The organism is Stenotrophomonas lactitubi (assembly GCF_002803515.1).
Lineage (GTDB): Bacteria > Pseudomonadota > Gammaproteobacteria > Xanthomonadales > Xanthomonadaceae > Stenotrophomonas > Stenotrophomonas lactitubi.
In genome coordinates this window covers 126611-146586 of record NZ_PHQX01000002.1, presented here as the reverse complement: position 1 = coordinate 146586, position 19976 = coordinate 126611, and the positions used below count along the sequence as shown (strand labels likewise).

16 protein-coding genes are annotated in these 19976 nt (G+C 67.9%); 5 read left to right on the top strand and 11 right to left on the bottom strand.

Translation table 11 applies throughout. From position 1 onward, the window contains the following. Positions 1-35 precede the first annotated feature (35 nt). Complete coding sequence (locus tag CR156_RS20160) at positions 36-689, top strand: YceH family protein (protein WP_100554314.1); 654 nt, start codon at positions 36-38, stop codon at positions 687-689. 38 nt (positions 690-727) lie between these two features. On the opposite strand, the gene CR156_RS20155 is transcribed toward CR156_RS20160, so the two are convergent. Beyond that, complete coding sequence (locus CR156_RS20155) at positions 728-1252, bottom strand: GNAT family N-acetyltransferase (RefSeq protein ID WP_100554313.1); 525 nt, start codon at positions 1250-1252, stop codon at positions 728-730. 261 nt (positions 1253-1513) lie between these two features. After that, entirely contained in the window at positions 1514-3490 is a 1977-nt protein-coding gene (locus CR156_RS20150) for a UvrD-helicase domain-containing protein (RefSeq protein ID WP_100554511.1), read from the bottom strand. 102 nt (positions 3491-3592) lie between these two features. Here CR156_RS20150 and CR156_RS20145 point away from each other — a divergent pair, with 102 nt between their 5' ends. Beyond that, complete coding sequence (locus CR156_RS20145) at positions 3593-4213, top strand: thymidine kinase (protein WP_099819678.1); 621 nt, start codon at positions 3593-3595, stop codon at positions 4211-4213. 716 nt (positions 4214-4929) lie between these two features. Here CR156_RS20145 and CR156_RS20135 read toward each other — a convergent pair. The 6 genes from CR156_RS20135 to CR156_RS20110 form a co-directional block, all read right to left on the bottom strand. Next, the gene (locus CR156_RS20135) at positions 4930-6534 is read right to left on the bottom strand and encodes a glucan biosynthesis protein (protein ID WP_100461745.1); all 1605 of its coding nucleotides are present in this window, start codon (positions 6532-6534) and stop codon (positions 4930-4932) included. A gap of 48 nt (positions 6535-6582) precedes the next feature. Next, complete coding sequence (locus CR156_RS20130; RefSeq protein ID WP_100554312.1) at positions 6583-9048, bottom strand: serine/threonine-protein kinase; 2466 nt, start codon at positions 9046-9048, stop codon at positions 6583-6585. An 18-nt stretch (positions 9049-9066) separates the two neighbouring features. Continuing rightward, the gene (locus CR156_RS20125) at positions 9067-9633 is read right to left on the bottom strand and encodes an ECF-type sigma factor (RefSeq protein ID WP_025875449.1); all 567 of its coding nucleotides are present in this window, start codon (positions 9631-9633) and stop codon (positions 9067-9069) included. Between the two features lie 67 nt (positions 9634-9700). After that, a complete protein-coding gene (gene mutM, locus CR156_RS20120) occupies positions 9701-10513 on the bottom strand; it encodes a bifunctional DNA-formamidopyrimidine glycosylase/DNA-(apurinic or apyrimidinic site) lyase (protein WP_100554311.1) in 813 nt (270 codons plus the stop codon). Positions 10514-10532: 19 nt separating this feature from the next. Then, a complete protein-coding gene (locus tag CR156_RS20115) occupies positions 10533-10868 on the bottom strand; it encodes an EF-hand domain-containing protein (RefSeq protein ID WP_100554310.1) in 336 nt (111 codons plus the stop codon). Further along, the gene (locus CR156_RS20110; protein ID WP_100554309.1) at positions 10865-12067 is read right to left on the bottom strand and encodes a DesA family fatty acid desaturase; all 1203 of its coding nucleotides are present in this window, start codon (positions 12065-12067) and stop codon (positions 10865-10867) included. Before CR156_RS20110 ends, CR156_RS20115 begins: the two co-directional genes overlap by 4 nt. A 215-nt stretch (positions 12068-12282) precedes the next feature. Here CR156_RS20110 and CR156_RS20105 point away from each other — a divergent pair, with 215 nt between their 5' ends. Beyond that, positions 12283-13041 (top strand): ABC transporter ATP-binding protein, encoded by a 759-nt coding sequence (locus CR156_RS20105; RefSeq protein ID WP_223880226.1) that lies wholly within the window; start codon positions 12283-12285, stop codon positions 13039-13041. A gap of 128 nt (positions 13042-13169) precedes the next feature. On the opposite strand, the gene CR156_RS20100 is transcribed toward CR156_RS20105, so the two are convergent. Further along, the gene (locus CR156_RS20100) at positions 13170-14369 is read right to left on the bottom strand and encodes a DUF4785 domain-containing protein (RefSeq protein ID WP_100554510.1); all 1200 of its coding nucleotides are present in this window, start codon (positions 14367-14369) and stop codon (positions 13170-13172) included. Positions 14370-14380: 11 nt separating this feature from the next. Beyond that, entirely contained in the window at positions 14381-15259 is an 879-nt protein-coding gene (locus CR156_RS20095; protein ID WP_100554307.1) for a hypothetical protein, read from the bottom strand. Positions 15260-15492: 233 nt separating this feature from the next. Here CR156_RS20095 and CR156_RS20090 point away from each other — a divergent pair, with 233 nt between their 5' ends. Further along, positions 15493-16332, top strand: coding sequence for an acid phosphatase (locus CR156_RS20090; protein ID WP_100554306.1), 840 nt, complete (start codon positions 15493-15495; stop codon positions 16330-16332). A 132-nt stretch (positions 16333-16464) separates the two neighbouring features. Here CR156_RS20090 and CR156_RS20085 read toward each other — a convergent pair whose 3' ends face one another. Then, positions 16465-18735, bottom strand: a complete 2271-nt coding sequence (locus tag CR156_RS20085; protein WP_100554305.1) for a TonB-dependent receptor — start codon at positions 18733-18735, stop codon at positions 16465-16467. 159 nt (positions 18736-18894) lie between these two features. On the opposite strand from CR156_RS20085, the gene CR156_RS20080 reads away from it, so the two are divergent. After that, complete coding sequence (locus CR156_RS20080; protein ID WP_100554304.1) at positions 18895-19899, top strand: TIGR00266 family protein; 1005 nt, start codon at positions 18895-18897, stop codon at positions 19897-19899. Positions 19900-19976 lie beyond the last annotated feature (77 nt).

The following is a 19976-nucleotide window of genomic DNA, read 5'->3' as shown; positions in this document are numbered from 1 at the left end:
CTTGGTGGTTGACCTGTTGTCTTCCGGAAGCCGCCATGACCGATCCTGCCCAGACCCCCGACGTTCCGCTGCTGGATGCCGTACAGGCCCGCCTGCTGGGCTGCCTGGTGGAGAAGGAAGCCACCACCCCGGACACCTACCCACTGACGGTCAACGCCGCGCAATCGGCCGCCAACCAGAAGACCGCCCGCGAGCCGGTGATGAACGTGAGCGCCGGCAGCGTGGAGCATGCGCTGCGCCAGCTGGAGACCCTGGGCCTGGCCCGCCAGCATTTCTCCTCGCGCGCCGACCGCTACGAGCACCGCCTGCAGAGCGCGCTGGACCTGACCCGGCAGCAGACCGTGCTGCTGGCCCTGCTGCTGCTGCGCGGGCCGCAGACGCTTGGCGAACTGGTCACCCGTGCCGAGCGCCTGCACCGCTTCGCGGATGCCGACGAAGCCCGCCACGCCATCGAGCGCCTGCAGCAGCGTGCCCTGCTGGTAGTGCTGCCGCGCGCCAGCGGCCAGCGCGAAGACCGCTACATGCACCTGCTGTGCGGTGAAGTGGACGGCGCGGCGTTGGCAGCGAAGTACGCCAGCAGTGGCGGCGGTGCCGAGTCGGCCGACCCCGGCCTGGCGGAGCGCGTGGCCCAGCTGGAAGCGGCCGTGGCCGAGTTGCAGGCACAGCTGGCGGAGCTGCGCGGCGGCTGAGGCGGTGGGTGCCGACCAACGGTCGGCACCCACCACGATCAAACCTCGGCCGCGCCGAGCGTGGCGTATAGGCGGCTGGGGCTGTCGATACCCGGCAGCTGAATGACCCCGCGCTCGTGCATGCCCAGACCCAGCAGGATCTTTCCGGACACCACGTGGTCCAGATCGGTGATGCCGTAGAGATCCTGCAGGCCCAGCACCGTGCGTGCGTGATTGAACACCGCCCGCGCCGCCTCGCCGGCATAGCCCTGCCCGGCGAATTCCGACAGCACCGCATAACCGACGTCCGGTCCCGGCAACCCCTCACGGCGCACCAGCCCGGCGTTGCCCAGCCACGCGCCATCGGACAGCCGCTCGATCGCATACATGCCGAAGCCATTCAACGCATAGCTGTGCAGCACCCGCAGGGCGATGTACTCGCGCGCCTGTTCCTCATCGCGCACGTTGCGATCACCGATGAAACGCACGAAACCCGGATCGTTGAGCAGCGCCAGCATCGGCACCGCATCGCGGTCCGGTTCAATGGCCCGCAGCCGCAGGCGTTCGCTTTCAATGGGATGCACGCGCAGACCTCCAGCCGAAACCCCGATTCTGCCTCAACGCCCGGCTGTTGATTTTGATTTTCTTTGCATTGCCGTGACAGGACGCGCCCGGAATCTGTCAGAGGCCGGTCGGGGTGGGTTCGCGGGGGTATCCGCGCCATGGATGGCGCGGCTAAGCCCCCAGGGACGGGTTCACGGCGTCCCCCGCGGCCCCACCCCGACCGGCCACACCGCGGAGCCAGCGCGCGCTCCACCACGGAGGGGCGGCGCCGTTGGAGCGCCTTAGTCGAACAACGCCTCGATCGCCGCCAACCCCGCTGTCGCCCTTTCCTTCTTCCGCGCCGCATCCGCCACCGGATCAGCGCCATCGCGCTGGATCTCCTCGGCCGGAATCTCCTCGAAGAAACGGCTCGGCTTCAACCGCACGTGCTCACCGAACTTGCGGGTCAGCTTGCTGTAGCTCATCCACAGCTGGATCTTGGCGCGGGTGATGCCCACGTACAGCAGGCGCCGCTCTTCCTGCAGGTTGCCCTCGTCAAGGCTGACCTGGTGCGGCAGCACGCCATCCTCGCAGCCGACGATGAACACGTAGGGGAATTCCAGACCCTTGGAACCATGCATGGTCATCATCCGCACCTGGTTGCCGCCCTCATCCTTGTCGCTGCGCGACAGCAGCGCCAGCTGGCCAGCGAGATCGGCAGCGGTAGCGCCGCGCGGGCCGCCCTCGAACCACTGCGCCAGTTCTTCGATGTTGTTGGCGCGACGCTGGTAGCTGGCTTCTTCCTTGGCTTGCTGCCGCAGTTCGCTGAGCAGGCCCGATTCCTTGGCGACCTTGCGGATCATGTCGCCGGAGCTGATCTGCCGCGTCTGCGCGCGCAGGTCACGCAGGATGTCGGTGAAGCGCGCCAGGCTGTTGGCCGCGCGCGGTGGCAACTGCTGCAGCGCGCCGATCGCCTCGGCGGCCTGTGCCATCGGCATGTCTTTTTCCGAGGCCAGTTCAGCCAGTTTGGCGAGGGTGCCGGCACCGACTTCACGCTTGGGCGATTGCACCGCACGCAGGAACGCGGTGTCGTCGTCCGGGTTCACCAGCAACCGCAGCCACGCCAGCGTGTCCTTCACTTCCTGGCGCTCCAGGAACATGGTGCCGCCGCTCAGGTGGTAGGGAATGCGCAGCAGCTGCATCGCCTTTTCCAGCGGGCGCGATTGGAAATTGCCACGGAACAGGATGCAGAAATCGCTCCACGGTACGTTGCGGGTCTGCGCCACGAACGCGATCTCGGCGGCGACCTTCTCGGCCTCGTGCTCGCTGTTGCGGCACTCCCACACGCGGATACGCTCGCCGTCAGCCTGGTCGCTCCACAGCTTCTTCAGATGCTCATGCGGGTTGTTGGCGATCAACGCGTTGGCTGCGCGCAGCACGCGGTTGGAACACCGGTAGTTCTGCTCCAGCTTGATGATTTCCAGCGCCGGGTAATCGCGCCCCATCTGCTGCAGGTTTTCCGGGTTGGCGCCACGCCAGGCGTAGATCGACTGGTCGTCATCACCCACGCAGGTGAAGTTGCCCTTGTCACCGGCCAGCTGCTTGAGCAGGCGGTACTGTGCATCGTTGGTGTCCTGGCATTCGTCGACCAGCAGATAGCCGATGCGCTCGCGCCAGGCCAGCGCGATGTCCGGGTTCTCTTCCAGGATCTGCACCGGCAGCCGGATCAGGTCGTCGAAGTCCACTGCGTTGAACGCGCTCAGGCGCAGCTGGTAACGCTCGTAGATGCCGGCCGCTTCCTTTTCACGGTTGCTGCGCGCAGCGGCCATCGCCTGCTCCGGCGACAGGCCGGCGTTCTTGGCGCGCGACACCAGGTTCTTCATGTCCTCGATGTCGTCTGGCTTGGCGCCGTACATCAGGTCCTTGATCTGCGCGGCCGCGTCATCGGCATCGAAGATCGAGAAACCGCGCTTGAGCCCGACCGCGGCATGCTCGATCTGCAGGAACTTCAGGCCCAGCGCATGGAAGGTGCAGATGGTCACTTCATCGGCATCCTGCTCGCGCAGGCGTTTGGCCACGCGCTCGCGCATTTCCTTGGCCGACTTGTTGGTGAAGGTGATCGCGGCGATGCGCTTGGCCGGGTAGCGGCCACAGCCGATCAGGTGGGCGATCTTTTCCACGATCACACGCGTCTTGCCACTGCCGGCGCCGGCGAGCACCAGCAGCGGTCCTTCGATGTGGAGGACGGCGGCAGCTTGGGGGGGATTGAGACCGTGCATTGGGGTGGGATTGTAGCGGGCGTTGGTGGCGGCCACAGCCGCCGGCCGGTGGGCTTGCTGAACAGCTTCGGCCGGTGCCGGGTGGCGTCGTACAATCGGCCGATGGCCAAGCTCTATTTCTACTATTCGGCGATGAACGCCGGCAAGACCACCACCCTGCTGCAGAGCGCGCACAACTACCGCGAGCGCGGCATGCGCGTGGCGATCCTGACCCCGCGCCTGGACGACCGTGCCGGCGCGGGCGTGGTCGCCTCGCGGATCGGCCTGCGCGCCGACGGCATGGCCTTCGAACGCGACACCGACCTGCAGCAGTGGGTCACGCAGGATCTGCAGGCCAACGGGCCGCTGGGTTGCGTGCTGGTGGACGAGGCGCAGTTCCTCAGCCGCAGCCAGGTCTGGCAGCTCAGCGAGGTGGTCGACCAGTTGCGCATCCCGGTGCTGTGCTATGGCCTGCGCACCGATTTCCGCGGCGAGTTGTTCGAGGGCAGCCAATACCTGCTGGCCTGGGCCGACGAGATGCAGGAGATCAAGACGATCTGCCACAGCGGCAAGAAGGCGACCATGACCGTGCGCGTGGACGAACACGGCCATGCCGTGCAGGACGGCCCGCAGGTGGAGATCGGCGGCAACGAGCGCTATGTGTCGGTCAGCCGCGCCGAGTTCAAGAAGATCACTCGTGGCGAGGGTCGGATCGATCCGGCGCAGGCACCGCTGCCGTTGTAAGGGTTTTTCGGCAGGGCTGCGCCCTGCACCTGCCGACGCGGTAGTGCCGGCCGCTGGCCGGCAACCTCAGAAGCAACAGCAACAGCAACAGCTGGCATTCGGTGGGATGGCGGGGCGGTGTCGGATAGCGGGGACGCCGCAAGTACGTCCCTGTAGGCTTGGCAGCCGCATCCATGCGGCTGACACCCCGCAATCCGACACCGCCCCACCTCTGACAGTTTCCCGGTGTCTGGTAGATCCACGCCATGCGTGGATGAATCTCCATCGAAATCGAATATTTCGAATATTTCGAATTGGGATCGAAGAGCATCCACGCATGGCGTGGATCTACGTGTCGACCAAGGTCGACACCCACCAACAGCAGCGTGGTCGACACCCACCAAGAGCAGGCCATGCCATCCCGACAGATCGCGGAAATCTGTCGAAGGCGGGGTGGGTCCGGTTGCGGGGGTGTCCGCGGCATGGGCCCGAGGCATGCCTCGGGCGGGTTGGGCAGGATGCCCAACCCCGGTCTTGCCGTGTGCGCAGGACAGCGCACACGTGCAAGCCGCGGCCAAGCCCCCAGGGATGGGTTCACGGCGTCCCCCGCAACCGGACCCACCCCGCCATCCCACCGAATGCCAGCTGTTGCTGTTGCTGTTGCTGTTGCTTCTGAGGTTGCCGGCCAGCGGCCGGCACTACAGCGGGTGCAGGGCGCAGCCCTGCCGATAGACCCGTCAGTACAGCGTGCGCTCCGGCGCACCGGCCGGTGGCGGGGTGTACTGGTACAGCCAGGTTTCGGTGAGGGTCTTGCCGCCACTGCGCAGGTACAGGCGGATGTCGATCTGCTCGGTGCTGCCCTCCGGCGGCACCAGGTCGAACATCGCACGGTAGCCCTTGATCTCGCGCAACGGCCGCGCCGAGACGATCTCCACCCGGCCACGGCTGGTTTCGACAACCGCTTCGACGTCGGCCTTGTCGATCAGGCTGGCCAGTTCGCCGCCTTCGAAGTCCACCGCGAAACGCCACGAGAAATACTCCCGCTTCTTGCCGATCACCCCACCCAGGCCGGTGCGGCTGGCCACGCAGTGGGCCAGCGGCGTATGCGCCGGCGGCTGTGCGCCCCAGTACAGCCGGTAGCCGACCAGCAGTTCCTGGCCCGGCTGCGGCTTTTCCTTCGGGTTCCAGAAGGCCACGATGTTGTCGAAGGTTTCATCGACGGTGGGAATCTCCACCAGCTGCACCGAGCCCTCGCCCCAGTCACCCTTCGGCTCCACCCACAGGCACGGGCGCTTCTCGTAGAACACGCCGTCGTCCTGGTAGTGATCGAAGTTGCGGTCACGCTGCAGCAGGCCGAAGCCACGCGGATTGCGGTCGACGAACATGTTGAAGCGCAGGTTGCGCGGGTTCAGCAGCGGCCGCCAGATCCATTCGCCAGCGCCGGTCCACAGCGACAGGCCGTCGGTATCGTGGATCTCCGGCCGCCAGTCCCAGCCCATGCGGCGGTCGTTCTCGCCCACCTGGTACATGCTGGTGCAGGGCGCGATGCCCAGCCGCTCGATGGTCTTGCGCGGGTACAGCGCGCTGTCGATGTCCATCAGCAGCACATCGCCGTTGGTGACGGCGAAACGGTAGGCACCGGCCACGCTGGGCGAATCCAGCAGCGCGTAGACGATGATCGTGTCCGAGTCGGCCGCAGGCTGTTCCAGGTAATAGGCGATGAAGTCCGGGAATTCCTCGGGCTTGCCCATGCCGGTGTCGATGGCCAGGCCACGCGCGGACTGGCCGTACTGGCCTTCCTTGCCCACTGCGCGGAAGTAGCTGGCCCCCAGGAACGCGGCGAAATCGCGGTCGGTGTCCTTGCGCGTGTTCAACCGGAACCCGGCAAAGCCGAGGTCGGCCGGCAGCTCACCGTTCTTCAACCCGCTCTTGCCGTAGTTGAACGCGGCGCCGTCATAGGCCAGTTCCTGCGCCTTGCCGTCGACCACGTCGTACATGCGCACGGGCGAATGGAAGTACAGGCCCAGATGGAAGAACTTGGCCTGGAATTTTCCCGGCTGGTCGGCCCACAAAGCATGGTCCTGGCGGTAGCCGATCGACTGGTACTGATCCCAGTCCAGCGCTTCCAGCTTGCCCGGCAGTACCCGCTTGTGGCTCTGGTACGGCGCCTGTGCCAGCGCGCGCGCCTGACCCTTCAGAGTGGCGAAATCGAACGGCTGCGGCTGGCCAAGCCGGCGCAGCCCGAGCTGGCCACTCTTGCTGGCCGCACAGGCCGGCAGTGACGGCAGGCCGAAGGCGGCCAGGGCCAGGGAGGCATTGCGGATGAAGTCGCGTCGTTGCATGCAGGCGCGGGAGCAAAGGGAAGGTCGGCCATCATAGGCAGACAAACGTTAACGGGCAGCGGTGGAATCGATGCGCTGTTCAGCCTGCGCCAATGCCGCGATGCGTGCGTCGAGCTCCTGCAGGGCCGGCGCCTGTGGCCCGCGCTGGGCCAGCAGCAGCTGTCGTGCCTCGGCCAGCACGCTGCGGGCCTGCGCGGTCTGGCCGGCCTCCTGCAGGGCCTGCCCCTGTGCCAGCAGCGCCTGCGGCAGCAATGCGATGTGATCGGGCTGGCGCCAGATCGCCACCGCACGGGCATAGTGCGCCGCCGCTGCCGAGGGGTCGTCGCTGGCGCTGGCCCATTTCCCCAGGGCGAACTCGCCGTAGCCGATCTCACGATGATCCGGGCCCAGCGCGCCGAGCAGCTGTGCCTGCACCTGCCGCAGTTCCTGGCCGGCCGATGCGTGCTGGCCACGCTGCAGGGCCAGCAGCGCGCGTGCGCGGCGTACCACCAGCGCCTCCGGGTGGCGAGGGCCCCATGCATCCTGCGCGGCCTGCCAGGCCTGCTCCAGCTCGGCCGCTGCCGCCTTCGTGTCGCCCTGGCGGGCCAGCACATCGCCCAGTTGCCGATGCAGGCTGATCACCTGCGGGCTGCTGGCATCGGCGCGCTGGCCGAGCAGGGCCAGCGCCTGCCGGTAGCCGGCCAGCGCGGCCGGCAGGCGTCCGGCGGTGGCGTCCAGCGCAGCGAGGTCGGCCAGTGATTCAGCACGCCCGAAGCGCTCGACGAGCCCTTGGTGGCGCAGCGCCAGCGCCTGCTGGAACGACCGGCGCGCCGCATCGGTGTCACCCAGCTGGGCCTGGCACCGTCCGAGCTGGCTGTGGAATTCGGCTACGGCCGCCGGCAGGGCCGCCGCCTCGCTGGCCGCCAGCGGTTGCAGCGGCTGCAGGTGCGCCAGGCACTCGCGCCCGCGGCCGAGCATGCGCAACGCGCGCCCGCGCTGGGTCACTGCCTCGATCTGCAGCGCCGGCGGCACCTCACCCACCTCCTGCAGCAGGCGGCGCTGCTGGTCCAGGGTCTGCAGCGCCAGCTGGTAGTCGCCCAGGCCGATGCGCAGGCGGCCGATCACCCCTTGCAGCTCGGCCAGCGCCAGCGGCTGGTCAGCCAGTTCGGCTTCGCCCCGTTGCTGACCGGTGGCCAGCAGCTGTGGCACGTCGAAATGGCCGTGGCGCTGGCTGGCCGCCTTGTCGAACAGGCCAACGGTGAAATCCTGCATGGCCTGCGCACGCGCCATTTCCACCCGCGCCTGGCGCGCCTGCCACAGGGCGATGGACGTGGTCAGCAGCAGCGCCAGCACCGACAGCGTCGCCAAGGCCACGCCCCAGCGATGGCGGCCAATGTACTTGCGCACCCGGTAACCCACGCCCGGTGGTCGCGCCTGGATCGGCTGCCCCTGCAGGTAGCGGCGCAGGTCGCCGGCCAGCGCCTCGGCCGAGCTGTAGCGCTGCTGCGGGTCCTTCTGCAGGGCTTTTTCCAACAGTACGTCCAGATCGCCACGCAATCGCCTCGCCTGCCGCTGCAGGGCCCGTTTCGGCGCTCCGGGCTCGGCGGCCAACCGTTGCAGCAGCGCCGACGCGCGCGGTGCCTGCACCTCCAGGATCGAGCGCTCCCATTCCGCGTCGCTGTGCCGGCGCAGGCGATAGGGCTTGTGCCCGGTGACCACCTCGAACAGCACCACGCCCAGCGAATAGACGTCGGTCAAGGTCGTCACCGCCTCGCCACGCACCTGCTCCGGCGCGGCGTAGTGCAGGGTGAAAGCGCGGATTTCGGTGGCCGGATGGGCAGCGTTCGGATCGTCGTGGTCGAGCAGCTTGGCGATGCCGAAGTCGAGCAGTTTCACCGTGCCATCGGCGCGTACCAGGATGTTGGAGGGCTTCAGGTCGCGGTGCACCACCAGGTTGGCATGCGCATGGCTGACCACCGCGCAGACCTGCAGCATCAGCTGCAGACGCGTTTCCAGCGGCGGTTGCAGGCGCCGGCAGTAGTCGCTGATCGGCTCGCCTTCCACGTAATCCAGCGCCAGGTAAGGCTGCCCGTGCTGGTCCACCCCGGCGTCCAGCAGTTGCGCCAGATGCGGGTGCTGCAGGCGGGCCAGGATCTGCCGCTCGCGGCCGAAGCGCTGGCGCAGGCCGGGATCGGCGACGCCGCTGCGCAGCAGCTTCAGTGCGACCTGACGCTGGTACAGGCCATCGCAGCGCTCGGCCAACCAGACCTCGCCCATGCCACCTTCGCCGAGCGGGTGCAGCAACCTGTAGGGACCGACCTCGCTGCCGGCCCGGCCCGGCGGTGTGGCGGTCCACAGCGGCTGTGCCATGAACTCGTGGCTGTCGGCCTCCTGCTGCAGCAGGTGTTCCAGCTCGCGTCCCAGCGTCGGGTCCTGCGCGCTCAAGCGCTGCAGGCGCAGCTGGCGGGCGGCGGGTGCCAGCTCCAGCAGCTGGTCCAGCCAGGACGACAATTGCTGCCAGCGGGCGGTATCCATGATGTGGGTCGCGGCGACTCAGTCGCTGCGCATCGCGGCCAGCAGGAACAGCCGCGCTTTCTGCCAGTCGCGGCGGATGCTGCGTTCCGAGCGCTGGCTCAGCTCGGCGATCTCCAGCTCGGACAGGCCCGCGAAGTAGCGCAGCTCCACGACCTTGGCCAGATGCGCATCGACGGCCTGCAGGCGTTCCAACGCAACATCGAGGGCCAGCAGGTCCTCGTCCAGGCGCACGCCGCTGCTGCTGTTCTCGGGAATCTCGGCCACCCGCTTGAGGTCGCCACCGCGCTTGCGCGCCAAGCGGTTGCGCGCGTAGTCGACAACCACGCTGCGCATCGCCGAGGCTGCATAGGCGAAGAAGTGCGCACGGTCCTCGAAGCGCGCCGCACCGCGGCTGCCCAGCAGCTTCAGGTAGGACTCGTGGACCAGCGAGGTGGCATCCAGGGTGCGCCCCTGCTGCCCGGCCAGCTGCCGCCGGGCCATGCTGTGCAGCTCCTGGTACAGGGTGGTCAGCACGCGGTCGAGCGCGGCGCGATCGCCGCCGCGCGCAGCATCCAGCCAGACGGTGATATCCGGTCCTTCATCCATCGCCAACGCCCCCGCAGCGGATGCTGGCTGGACTATAGCGCTGCGCGTGTGCAGCGCATGAAGACGTTCAGCGCTGGCAGCGGCTGCACCACACGCTGGCCCGCTGGCCGATCATCGCGTGCTTGAGTGGGCGGCCGCAGCTGGGGCACGGCAGGCCATCGCGGCCGTACACCAGCAGCTCCTGCTCGAAGTAGCCCGGCGCGCCGTCGGGGCTGATGAAATCACGCAGGGTGGTGCCACCACGGGTGATCGCGTAGTCCAGCGTTTCCTTCACTGCCGTGGCCAGCCGCCGGTAGCGCTCGCGGGTGACCTTGCCAGCTTCGCGCAGCGGGCTGATGCCGGCCTTGAACAGGCTTTCGGCCGCGTAGATGTTGCCCACGCCGACCACTACCGCCTGGTCCATCAGGAAGGTCTTCACTGGCGCGCTGCGGCCCCGGCTGCGGGCGAACAGGTAGTCGCCGTCGAAGGCTTCATCCAGCGGTTCCGGGCCCAGCCCCTGCAGCAACGGATGGATCTCGCCGGCGGGCTGCCAGAGCAGGCTGCCGAAGCGGCGCGGGTCGTTGAAACGCAGCAGGCGACCGTTGTCCAGGCTGATGTCCACATGGTCGTGGGCGCGCAGCGGGGTGTCGCCGGGCAGCACGCGCAGGCTGCCGGACATGCCCAGGTGCAGTACGGCACTGCCGATGGCGGTATCCAGCAGCAGGTACTTGGCGCGGCGGCGCACGTCTTCGATGCGCTGGCCGGGCAGCAGCTCGGCCACTTCCGGCGGGATCGGCCAACGCAGGTCGGCACGGCGCAGGATCACCCCATGCACGCGGCGGCCCTGCAGGTGCGGCGCCAGGCCGCGGCGGGTGGTTTCTACTTCGGGCAGTTCGGGCATGGGACGATTCTATGCCCGCTCAGCGTGGTGGTGCAGCCAGTTCCCGCGCATCCAGGAACCCATCACCGTTGGCGTCCTGTTTGTGGAAGCGCTGCACGATCGTCTGCCGCTGCTGTTCGCGGCTGATGGCCCTGCCCTTGCCGCCGGGCAGCTCATCGGCGGTCAGCACGCCATCGCCGTTGCGGTCCATGCGATCGAACGCGTACAGCATCCACTGCAGGTACTCGGCTTCACTGACCTTGCCGTCGCCGTCGCTGTCCATGCGCTGCAGGTAGCTGGCGGTGTCGCTGACCTGGGCCTGCACGGCAGGCGCCCACACTGCGACCAGCAACAACACCGTCAGCGCAGCCTTCATCCGCCCACCAGGGTGTAACCCTTCAGTCGCGCGGCATAGGCCTGCAGCGCGGCAATGCCGCTTTCCTCGGCCTCGCGGCACCAGGCCTGCAGTTGACGCAGGCGCTCGGCGGCATCGTGACCACGCGCTTCCAGCAGCGTTGCCAGGCGCGCGCGATATTCCACCAGGGTACGGATGCGCGGGCGCTGGGCGACCCATTCGCTGAGCTGCGCGCGGCTGTCCGGCTTCAACCAGCGGCCGTCGTTGACCAGGCCACGACGCAGCCTGCGCGGCAGCAACCGCCGCAGCTTGGCACCGGCGTGTCGTGCTTCCTCGCGCAATGCCGGCATGAACACGTTGCGCTGGTAGTCGGTCATCGCCTGGAAGCGATGCGACAACAGGGCTTTCAGGGTGTCGGCGTCGGGCACGGCGATGTTCGGGCGCACGTCCATGGCCGGCGCCACCCGCAATACCTTGGCCAGGCGCAGGGCCTGCAGCAGGCGGATCGCGCTCCAGCCGATGTCGAACTCCCAGCGCCGCATCGCAAAGCGCGCCGAGCTGGGGAACGCATGGTGGTTGTTGTGCAGTTCCTCGCCACCAATCCAGAACGCCCACGGCGTCAGGTTGGTGGAGGTGTCGGCCGACTCGTAGTTGCGGTAGCCCCACCAGTGGCCCAGGCCATTGACCACGCCGGCGGCCCAGAACGGAATCCACGCCATCTGGATCGCCCACAGGGCGATGCCCGGCAGGCCGAACAGCACCGTGTTGATCGCAAACAGCAGCACCGGGCCGAAGGTGGCATAGGGGGTGTACAGGCGGCGCTCGATGGCGTCGTCCGGCGTGCCGCGACCGTACTGTTCGATGTCCGCGCGCATGCCGCGTGCTTCGCGGTAGAGCTCCACGCCGCGCCAGAACACCTGGCCGATGCCACGGGTGACCGGGCTGTGCGGGTCGTCCTCGGTTTCCACCTTGGCGTGGTGCTTGCGATGGATCGCCACCCATTCCTTGGTGATCATCGAGGTGGTCAGCCAGGTCCAGAAGCGGAAGAAGTGCGCGACCACCGGGTGGACGTCCACGCCCCTGTGCGCCTGGCTGCGGTGCAGGTAGAGGGTGACCGAGAAGATCGTGAGCTGGGTGAAGACCAGCAGCACCAGGGCCAGCTGCCACCAGCCCAGGCCCAGCACGCCACCGGTCAGCAGGGACATCAGGGCATCAGGCATGGCGGCTCTCCAGAGCGACACAGGTATGGAAGACATCATGGGCGCTTGCGTTGCAAACTGCACCTTGCACCGCTGGATTGGCAGCGCCATTCCGTGGCTTCGTTCACAGTTGGGGACCCGTGTTGTCGAGCCTTGATCCGCGCATCCGCGCCGTAGACCCTGCCCCATCCGCCGGGGACCTGCCGCCCTTGATCGAACTGGACCGCGCCAGCGTGATGCGCGGCCAGGTGAAGGTCCTGCACGGGCTGAGCCTGCGCATCGCGCAGGGCCAGCACACCGCCCTGCTCGGCCCCAATGGCTGTGGCAAGTCCACCTTCATCAAGCTGATCACCCGCGAGCTGTACCCGCTGGCGCAGGCCGACGGCACGGTGGCGGTGAAGGTGCTGGGGCAGAACCGCTGGCAGGTCGACCGGCTGCGCTCGCAGCTGGGCATCGTCACCGGCGACCTCAGCAGCAACCTGGCCGACATGCCGGGGCTGACGGTGGAGCAGGCAGTGCTGTCGGGGTTCTTCGCCAGTTACATGGTGCCGGCGTTCCGCGAGGTCACCGCCGACATGCGCGTGCGGGTGGGCGAGACCCTGGCGATGACCGGCGCATCGGGCCTGCGTGAGCGTGCCTACGCCGAACTGTCGGCCGGCGAGACCCGCCGCGTGCTGATCGCCCGTGCGCTGGTCAACCGGCCGCAGGCGCTGCTGCTGGATGAACCCTCCACCGGGCTGGACCTGGTGGCCCGCCAGCAGTTGATCGCCACCATGCGCGTGCTCGCCCAGCAGGGCATCACCCTGGTGCTGGTCACCCACCACATCGAGGAAGTGATTCCCGAGATCGAGCGGGTGGTGCTGCTGCGCGACGGCCGCGTGCTGGCCGATGGCGCGCGCGCCGAGCTGCTGCGCGACGAACCGCTGTCGGCCGTGTTCGGCGGTGCGATCACGGTGGTGGAACAGGAAGGACGGCTGACCGCCTACGCGGGGTGATCGACATGCCACTGTAGAGCCGAGCCTATGCTCGGCTGCTCTTGGCCGCGGGAACGGCAGCCGAGCATAGGCTCGGCTCTACAGAAGACGGTGCAGCGGGCCGGACATCCGGCCCGCCACGCCTTGCTTCAGAACCGCAACGCCAGCGCGCGCGACTCGATCGGTGCCATCCGGCTCTGGTCCTGCAGCTGCAGGTCGCGCAGTTCATAGGGCGCACCGAAGCCGGCAGGCAACGCGGCCTGGTCGAAGGGCAGCACCAGCGCGCCGCGGCCCGGGCCATCGAACCACGCTGCCGCATGGGCCTGCGCCACAGGCTGCAGCTGGCCGTTGGCTGCGGTGGCATACAGCGTGCCGCGCGCCTCGTAGCGGCCAGCGGCGGCCACCTGCAGCGGCAGGCTGACCTGGCGGCTGCCCGGATCGGGCATGGCCTGGCCGACGAAGCGGGCGGTCGGCCTGGCCACCGCGAAGGCAACCTTGCCATCGCGCAGCACGCCGTCGGCCTGGGCAAACACCTGCAGCTCCCACAGGCCCTGTGCGTTGCTGGCCTCGGCCGGAATCCTCACCTGTGCCCGCAGGCTGCCATCGGTGGTGCGCAGCAGCCGCTGCGGCCAGCTGCGGCCATCGGGTGCAACCAGCAGCGCTTCACCGCCAAGGCTGCCGCGCCGTGTGCGCAACGTCGCCGCGCTGGCCCCGTCTTCCAGCAGACGCGCCTGCAGCTGCACGTTGCCACCGGCCAGCACCTGCGCCTGGCTGGCCTGCACTTCCAACCGCAGCGGGCTGTTGGGCTCCAGCACCTGCACCACGTAGCGGCCCTGCGCCTGCGCGCTCTGCAGCCGGTAAGCGCCAGCTGCGCTGGTGGTACGGGTGCGCAGCATGCTGCTGCCATCGCTGACCGGCATGCCCGCATCCTGCAGCTGGCGTGCATCGACACTGCGCGCAACGCTGCTGCGCCCCGCCGGATCACGCACCTGCAGCGCGCTGGCCGGCAGCGCGCGGGCACCCGGCGCCGGGCTGAGCTGGATCACCGCATCGGGTGCGCTCAGTGGCAGTTCCAGGCCGCGCTGCAGCTCGGCACCGTCGACCTGCTGCCAGTAGCTGCGGCTGATCGCGGCCTGGGGGCCGGGGGCCTGCAGTGGTTGCGCCGGGTCCAGTGCCCAGGCGAACGCCAGCGGCGCGTGCTCGCTTTCATCGGCCGGCAGCGGCGCGGCTACGAGGCCAGCGGGAATCTGGTCGCCAGCAGCGACGCGCAGCGGCTGCGCGGCCTGCGCCGATGCGGTGGAAAGGACCGCAAACACGGCGGTAGCCAGCAAGGTGGAATGGATCGTCATGGTCATCTCCCTCACTGGGTCAGGTCGTTGCGCAGGATGCCGCCGAGGCCGAAGCACTCGCGGCGGCTCTGGTTGTGGCTGAGCGGCTCGGCGCCTTGGGTGCGCGCCTTGTCGGTGAACCACAGGGTGCCGGCCGCCTTCTGGCTGCTGCATTCCAGGAAACCGTCCGAGCACGACGACAGCCAGTTCTGGGTGAACTCCAGGCCGACGTTGGCGGCATAGCCACCGCAGTAGCTGTTGCTGTCCCACACCGCCGATTCGACATCGCTGCCGACCACGGCGCGGAATGGCTTGGGCAGGGCCGGGCGGCCGGCGGTGCCGTACAGGTTCTGCGCGTTGTAGGTGGCCATGTGTCCCACCTGCTGCATGCGCACGGCATCGCTCTTGTAGCCCAGCAGCCAACCCAGCGAGGTTTCGAAGGTATTGCCGTTGAGCACGGCGTCGGCCAGCGGCGTACCTGCCGACGAGGGCGCCAGCGCAGTGACCTTGCGCACCCGGTTGATGATCTTCGGGTAGCGGCTGTCGTAGGTGGGGTTGGACAGGATCCAGCGCATCACGTTGCCGCCGTTGGAGTGGGTGATCACCACCAGCTGGGTGATGCCACGGCTGTCGATGAAGCCGGTGAGCTGGTTGGCCAGGCAGCCGGCCGCTTCCGGCTTCCACATGTACTGGGTGAAGTCGCAGTTGATGACCACGTAATTGCTGCTGTTCGGCAGGCCCTGGCGGACGGTGTCGATGATCGCCGGCTGCCAGTAGTCCTGCGTGGCATTGGTCTGCGCGCCGGTGCCATGCACGAAGGCCACGCCGTAGACGTCGGCGGCCTGCGCCGGGGCGGCGGCCAACCCCAGGACCAGGGCCAGAACGGTACTTCCTGTTGCGGTGCTGCGCATCGCTTCTCTCCCTTTCAGCGGATCCCCCCGGCCCGGCTGTGACCTGATGCTCATGGCGGCAGCGCGTGAAAGTCCGTGCGCTGCGCCCGGATTCAGGAGATTGCCGACAATTGATGACTGTTTTCATCGCCCAGCGTCTGACCATGCCGGGTCTGGCCGTATGACTGATGGACGCTGCGGCCGGCAATCGAGGCTGCGATCATGGCCAGCGAGTTCCCAGCCCGAGTCTGCCCATGTCGTCGATCCTCCCCCCTGCCCGTCCGTTGCTCGGCCTGGCCATCGCGCTGTCGCTGGCCGGCTGTGCCGCCACCGCCAGCAAGCCGACCGCGGTCGAAGCCAACATCACCACCAAGGCCGTGGGCTACCTGGACAAGACCGCAGTGCCGGCCAGCATCGATCTGGTGCCTGCGCCACCGGCCGCCGGCTCGGCCGCCTTCGCGCTGGATGAGCAGGTCAGCCGCGAGGCACGTGCGCTGCGCGGCAGCCCGCGTTTCGCCCAGGCAAGTGTCGATGCCGAATTGGGCTTCCCGGAAGGCGCCAACCACTTTTCCTGCGCCGCCGACATCGACGTCGATGCAGTGAAGACCCCGGCCCTGTACCGCCTGCTGGAGCGCAGCCGCATCGACGCCAGTGCTGCCACCAAGGCCGCCAAGAACAAGTACCAGCGCCCGCGTCCGTTCATGGTCAACGGCGAGCCGACCTGCTCGCCGAAGGATGAGGAGGGTCTGCGCAGCAACGGTTCCTACCCGTCCGGCCACACCTCGATCGGCTGGGCATGGGCATTGATCCTGTCGGAGATCGCACCGGACCGCGCCGATGCCATCCAGGCACGTGGCCGCAACTACGGCGAGAGCCGCCTGGTGTGCAACGTGCACTGGCAGAGCGACATCCTCGAAGGCCGCTTCATGGGCGCAACCGCTGTTGCCCGCCTGCATGACAACGCTGCGTTCAACAAGGATCTGCTGGCCGCACGCAGGGAAATCGCTGCCGCGCGCAAGGCCGGCCTGCATTCCAGCCGTGACTGCGCCACCGAGAACGCGGTGCTGAAGGTTCGCCCGCAGAGCGCGCTGTAAGCCATGCCTCTGTAGAGCCGAGCCATGCTCGGCTCAGAGCAGCCGAGCGCAGGCTCGGCTCTACAGGAAGCAAAAAACAGAAGGGCCGGCGTTGCGCCGGCCCTTCTTCATTGCATTACCGCAGCAACCGCATCAGAACTTCGCGGTGAACTCCACGCCCCAGGTACGCGGCTCATTGAGGAAGCCGGTCAGGTTGTTGAAGTCGATCGCGCCGACCACGCGGGTCTGGTTGGTCAGGTTGCGGCCGAACACGGCCACGTCGTACTGGCCGTAATCCCAGTTGTAGCCCAGGCGCAGGCCACCTTCCAGCGAGCTGCGGCCACGGAACTCCGGCGACTCGTAGATGAAGAAGTTGACCGCACTGCGGTAGGCCCAGTCGGTGTAGGCATACAGCTCGCTGCCATCGCTGAGCGGGAAGCCCACGCGCAGGGTCGCGTTGTGGATCCACTTCGGCGCCTGCGGCAGCGGATTGCCGTTGACCAGGGCGTAGGTGCCGCCATTGATGATCGTGGTCGGGTCGGTGATGGTGCAGCCGCCACCGCAGACCGCCACCGCCAGGTTCTTGTCCTTGATCTCGGTGTCGTTGTAGCTGCTGCCGAAGGTCAGCAGGACGTTGTCGGCCAGATAGGCTTCCAGGTCCAGCTCCACGCCCTGGCCGATGGTCTTGTCGGCATTGAGCAGAGTGGCGGTGTTGTTGGTGCCACCCACGGCGATCAGCTGCTGTCCGTCCACGTCGTAGCGGAACACGCTGAAGCCCAGGCGCGCGCGACGCTCGAACAGGTCGGCCTTGATGCCCGCTTCGTACGAAATCACCTTCTCCGAATCGGCCTGCGACAGACCCGGCGCGAACGCCAGGCGACCCTGGATCGACGGTGCGCGGAAGCCCTTGGCCACGCGTGCATAGGCATTGACGTTGTCGGTCAGCTTGTACACGCCGCTGACATCCCAGCTGACGTCGTTGACGTCGGTGTTGGCCAGGTACGGGCCACTGACCGGGGTACCGAACGGCACGGCCTGCAGCACGCTGGCGCTGAAGTCCTTCTTGTCCTGCGTGTAGCGCACACCGGCACGCAGCTTGAAGCGGTCGGTGACATCGAAGTCGCCCGAAGCGAACACCGCCCACGCCTTGTTGCGCTGCTGCTGCACCACGTGGCCGGTCTGCGGATTGCCCGGCGTCAGCGAGTCATAGTTGAAGTTGTTGATGGTGACGTCTTCATCGAAGTAGAAGACGCCGGCCTGCCAGTCGAAGCGGCCCCATTCGTTGGATTCCACGCGGAATTCCTGGGTCCACTGGCGGTGGTGCGGCAGGCCGTCGGCCGACTCGGACGAGAACGGAATCAGGCCCGGGCCGGAGTTGCCCGCGCCGAGGAACGCTGCGCCGTAGCCACCGTCGATGTCGCCACGGTTGAGCGATTCGGCGGTCTCATAGCCGGTGATCGAATGCAGGGTCACCGAACCGAGGTTCCACTGCAGGCGCGCGCTGCCGCCCCAGGTTTCCAGGTCGGAGAAATTGACGCCGTCGTTGGCGACCTTGTCGCGGTCGAAATTCTCGACCAGCGCGTTGCCGCCCTTCTCGATGATGTTGGCGCGGAACAGGCGGGCGGTGCCGTTGAGCTTGCGCTTGTGCAGGTTGAACAGCGCTTCGAAATCATCGCCTTCGTACAGGAACTGCACGCGGCCGGCGGCTTCGTCATAGCCTTCGAAGCCGCTGTTGGGCGCACCGGCACGGGTGTTGTCGACCCAGTCGTCGCGACGCTGGTAGATGGCCGACACGCGTGCGGACCAGCGGTCGGTCAGCGGGCCGCCGTAGGCGCCCTGCACATTCCAGCTGTTGTAGGTGCCATAGCCCACGCGCACGTAGCCATCGGCATCCTGCGACGGACGCGCCGAATCGAACTTGACCACGCCGGCCGGGGTGTTGCGCCCGAACAGGGTGCCCTGCGGACCGCGCAGCACTTCCACACCGGCCAGGTCGAACAGCGGGAAGCCCTTCAGCAGCGGGCTTTCCTGCACCACATCGTCGTACACCAGCGAGACCGGCTGCGAAGCGTTGAGGTCGAAATCGGTGTTGCCCAGGCCGCGGATGTAGAAGCGCGGGAAGGCACGGCCGTAGGAAGACTCGATGTTGAGGCTCGGCACGCGCGCAGCAAGGAAGCGGATGTCATCGCCCGCCGAACCGAGCACGTCGAGCTTTTCGCCCTGGATCGCGCTGATCGCAACCGGTACGTCCTTGGCGTTCTCGACGCGACGCTGTGCAGTCACCTGCAGCGCATCGAGGGCGACCGGATCCTTGGCGGCGGGGGTTTCCTGGGCGGCTGCTACCAGCGGCAGCAGGGCGGAAAGAGCGACAACGAGCGGGCGCGCGACCGGAGAGCGGCCACGGGAAGTACGGGTCGGAGACATGGCGGTAGGCTGTGTTTGGAGGGGTGGTAAAACGGCGCTACCAGATAATTGTTGCAATACAGCACCTCCCCCGCAAATGCCGATCGTTCATGGCCGCCTCCCGCGCCGCCGGAAGCTGCCGCTAGACTCGGGGTTTTCCCCCGCAACGGACCTGCTGCGATGACCCAGTGGTACTTCCATGCTCCCGGCCAGGCCGACCGTGTCGGTCCGTTCGACGAGGAGGCCGCGCGCCGCTTCGCACAGGCCAATCCACGCGCGTTGGCCTGGTGCCAGGGCATGACAGGGTGGACACCGGTGTCCGAAATCGTCGGCCTGCAGCAGGCCGGCGCCGCGACGGCAGCGCCGCCGCCGATGCCCGCAGCCATGCCCGCAGCCGCAACAGCATCAACCGGCGGCCGTGCCGACCGCATCGATTTCCGCATCGTCGGCCATGAAATGCAGTTCGTGGAAATCGAACTGGACCCTGGCGAAGGTGCGGTGGCCGAGGCCGGCGCGCTGATGTTCAAGGACGCTTCGGTGCAGATGGATACCGTCTTCGGCGGCGGCGCACGCGGTGGCCAGGGCAGCGGTTTCATGGACAAGGTGATGGCCGCCGGCAAGCGCGTGCTGACCGGTGAGAGCCTGTTTGCCACCGTCTACACGCAGACCGGCCAGGGCCGCGGCAAGGTCGCCTTCGCCGCGCCCTATCCCGGCACGGTGCTGGCGATGAAGCTGGACCAGCACGGCGGTCGCCTGATCTGCCAGAAGGACAGCTTCCTGGCGGGTGCGCGCGGCGTGCAGATCGGCGTGCAGTTCCAGCGCAAGATCATGACCGGCCTGTTCGGCGGCGAAGGTTTCATCATGCAGAAGCTGGAAGGCGACGGCTGGGTGTTCATCCATGCTGGCGGCTGCGTGGTCGAGCGTGAGCTGGCCGCCGGCGAACGCCTGGATGTCGATACCGGCTGCATCGTCGCCTATCACCCGACCGTGGACATGGACGTGCGCCGGGTCAAAGGCATCCGAAGCGTGCTGTTCGGTGGCGAAGGCGTGTTCCTGGCCACCCTGACCGGGCCGGGCAAGGTCTGGCTGCAGTCGCTGCCGTTCTCGCGCCTGGCCGGGCGCATGTGGATGGCCGCGCCGCAGGGCGGCGGCAAGAGCCGCGGCGAGAGTTCGCTGCTGGGCTGAGCGGGCCGGAGGCTGGACACCGCGCCGGTTCTGACCGCGGGATATCGGTAGGTGCCGACCTTGGTCGGCACTGGATT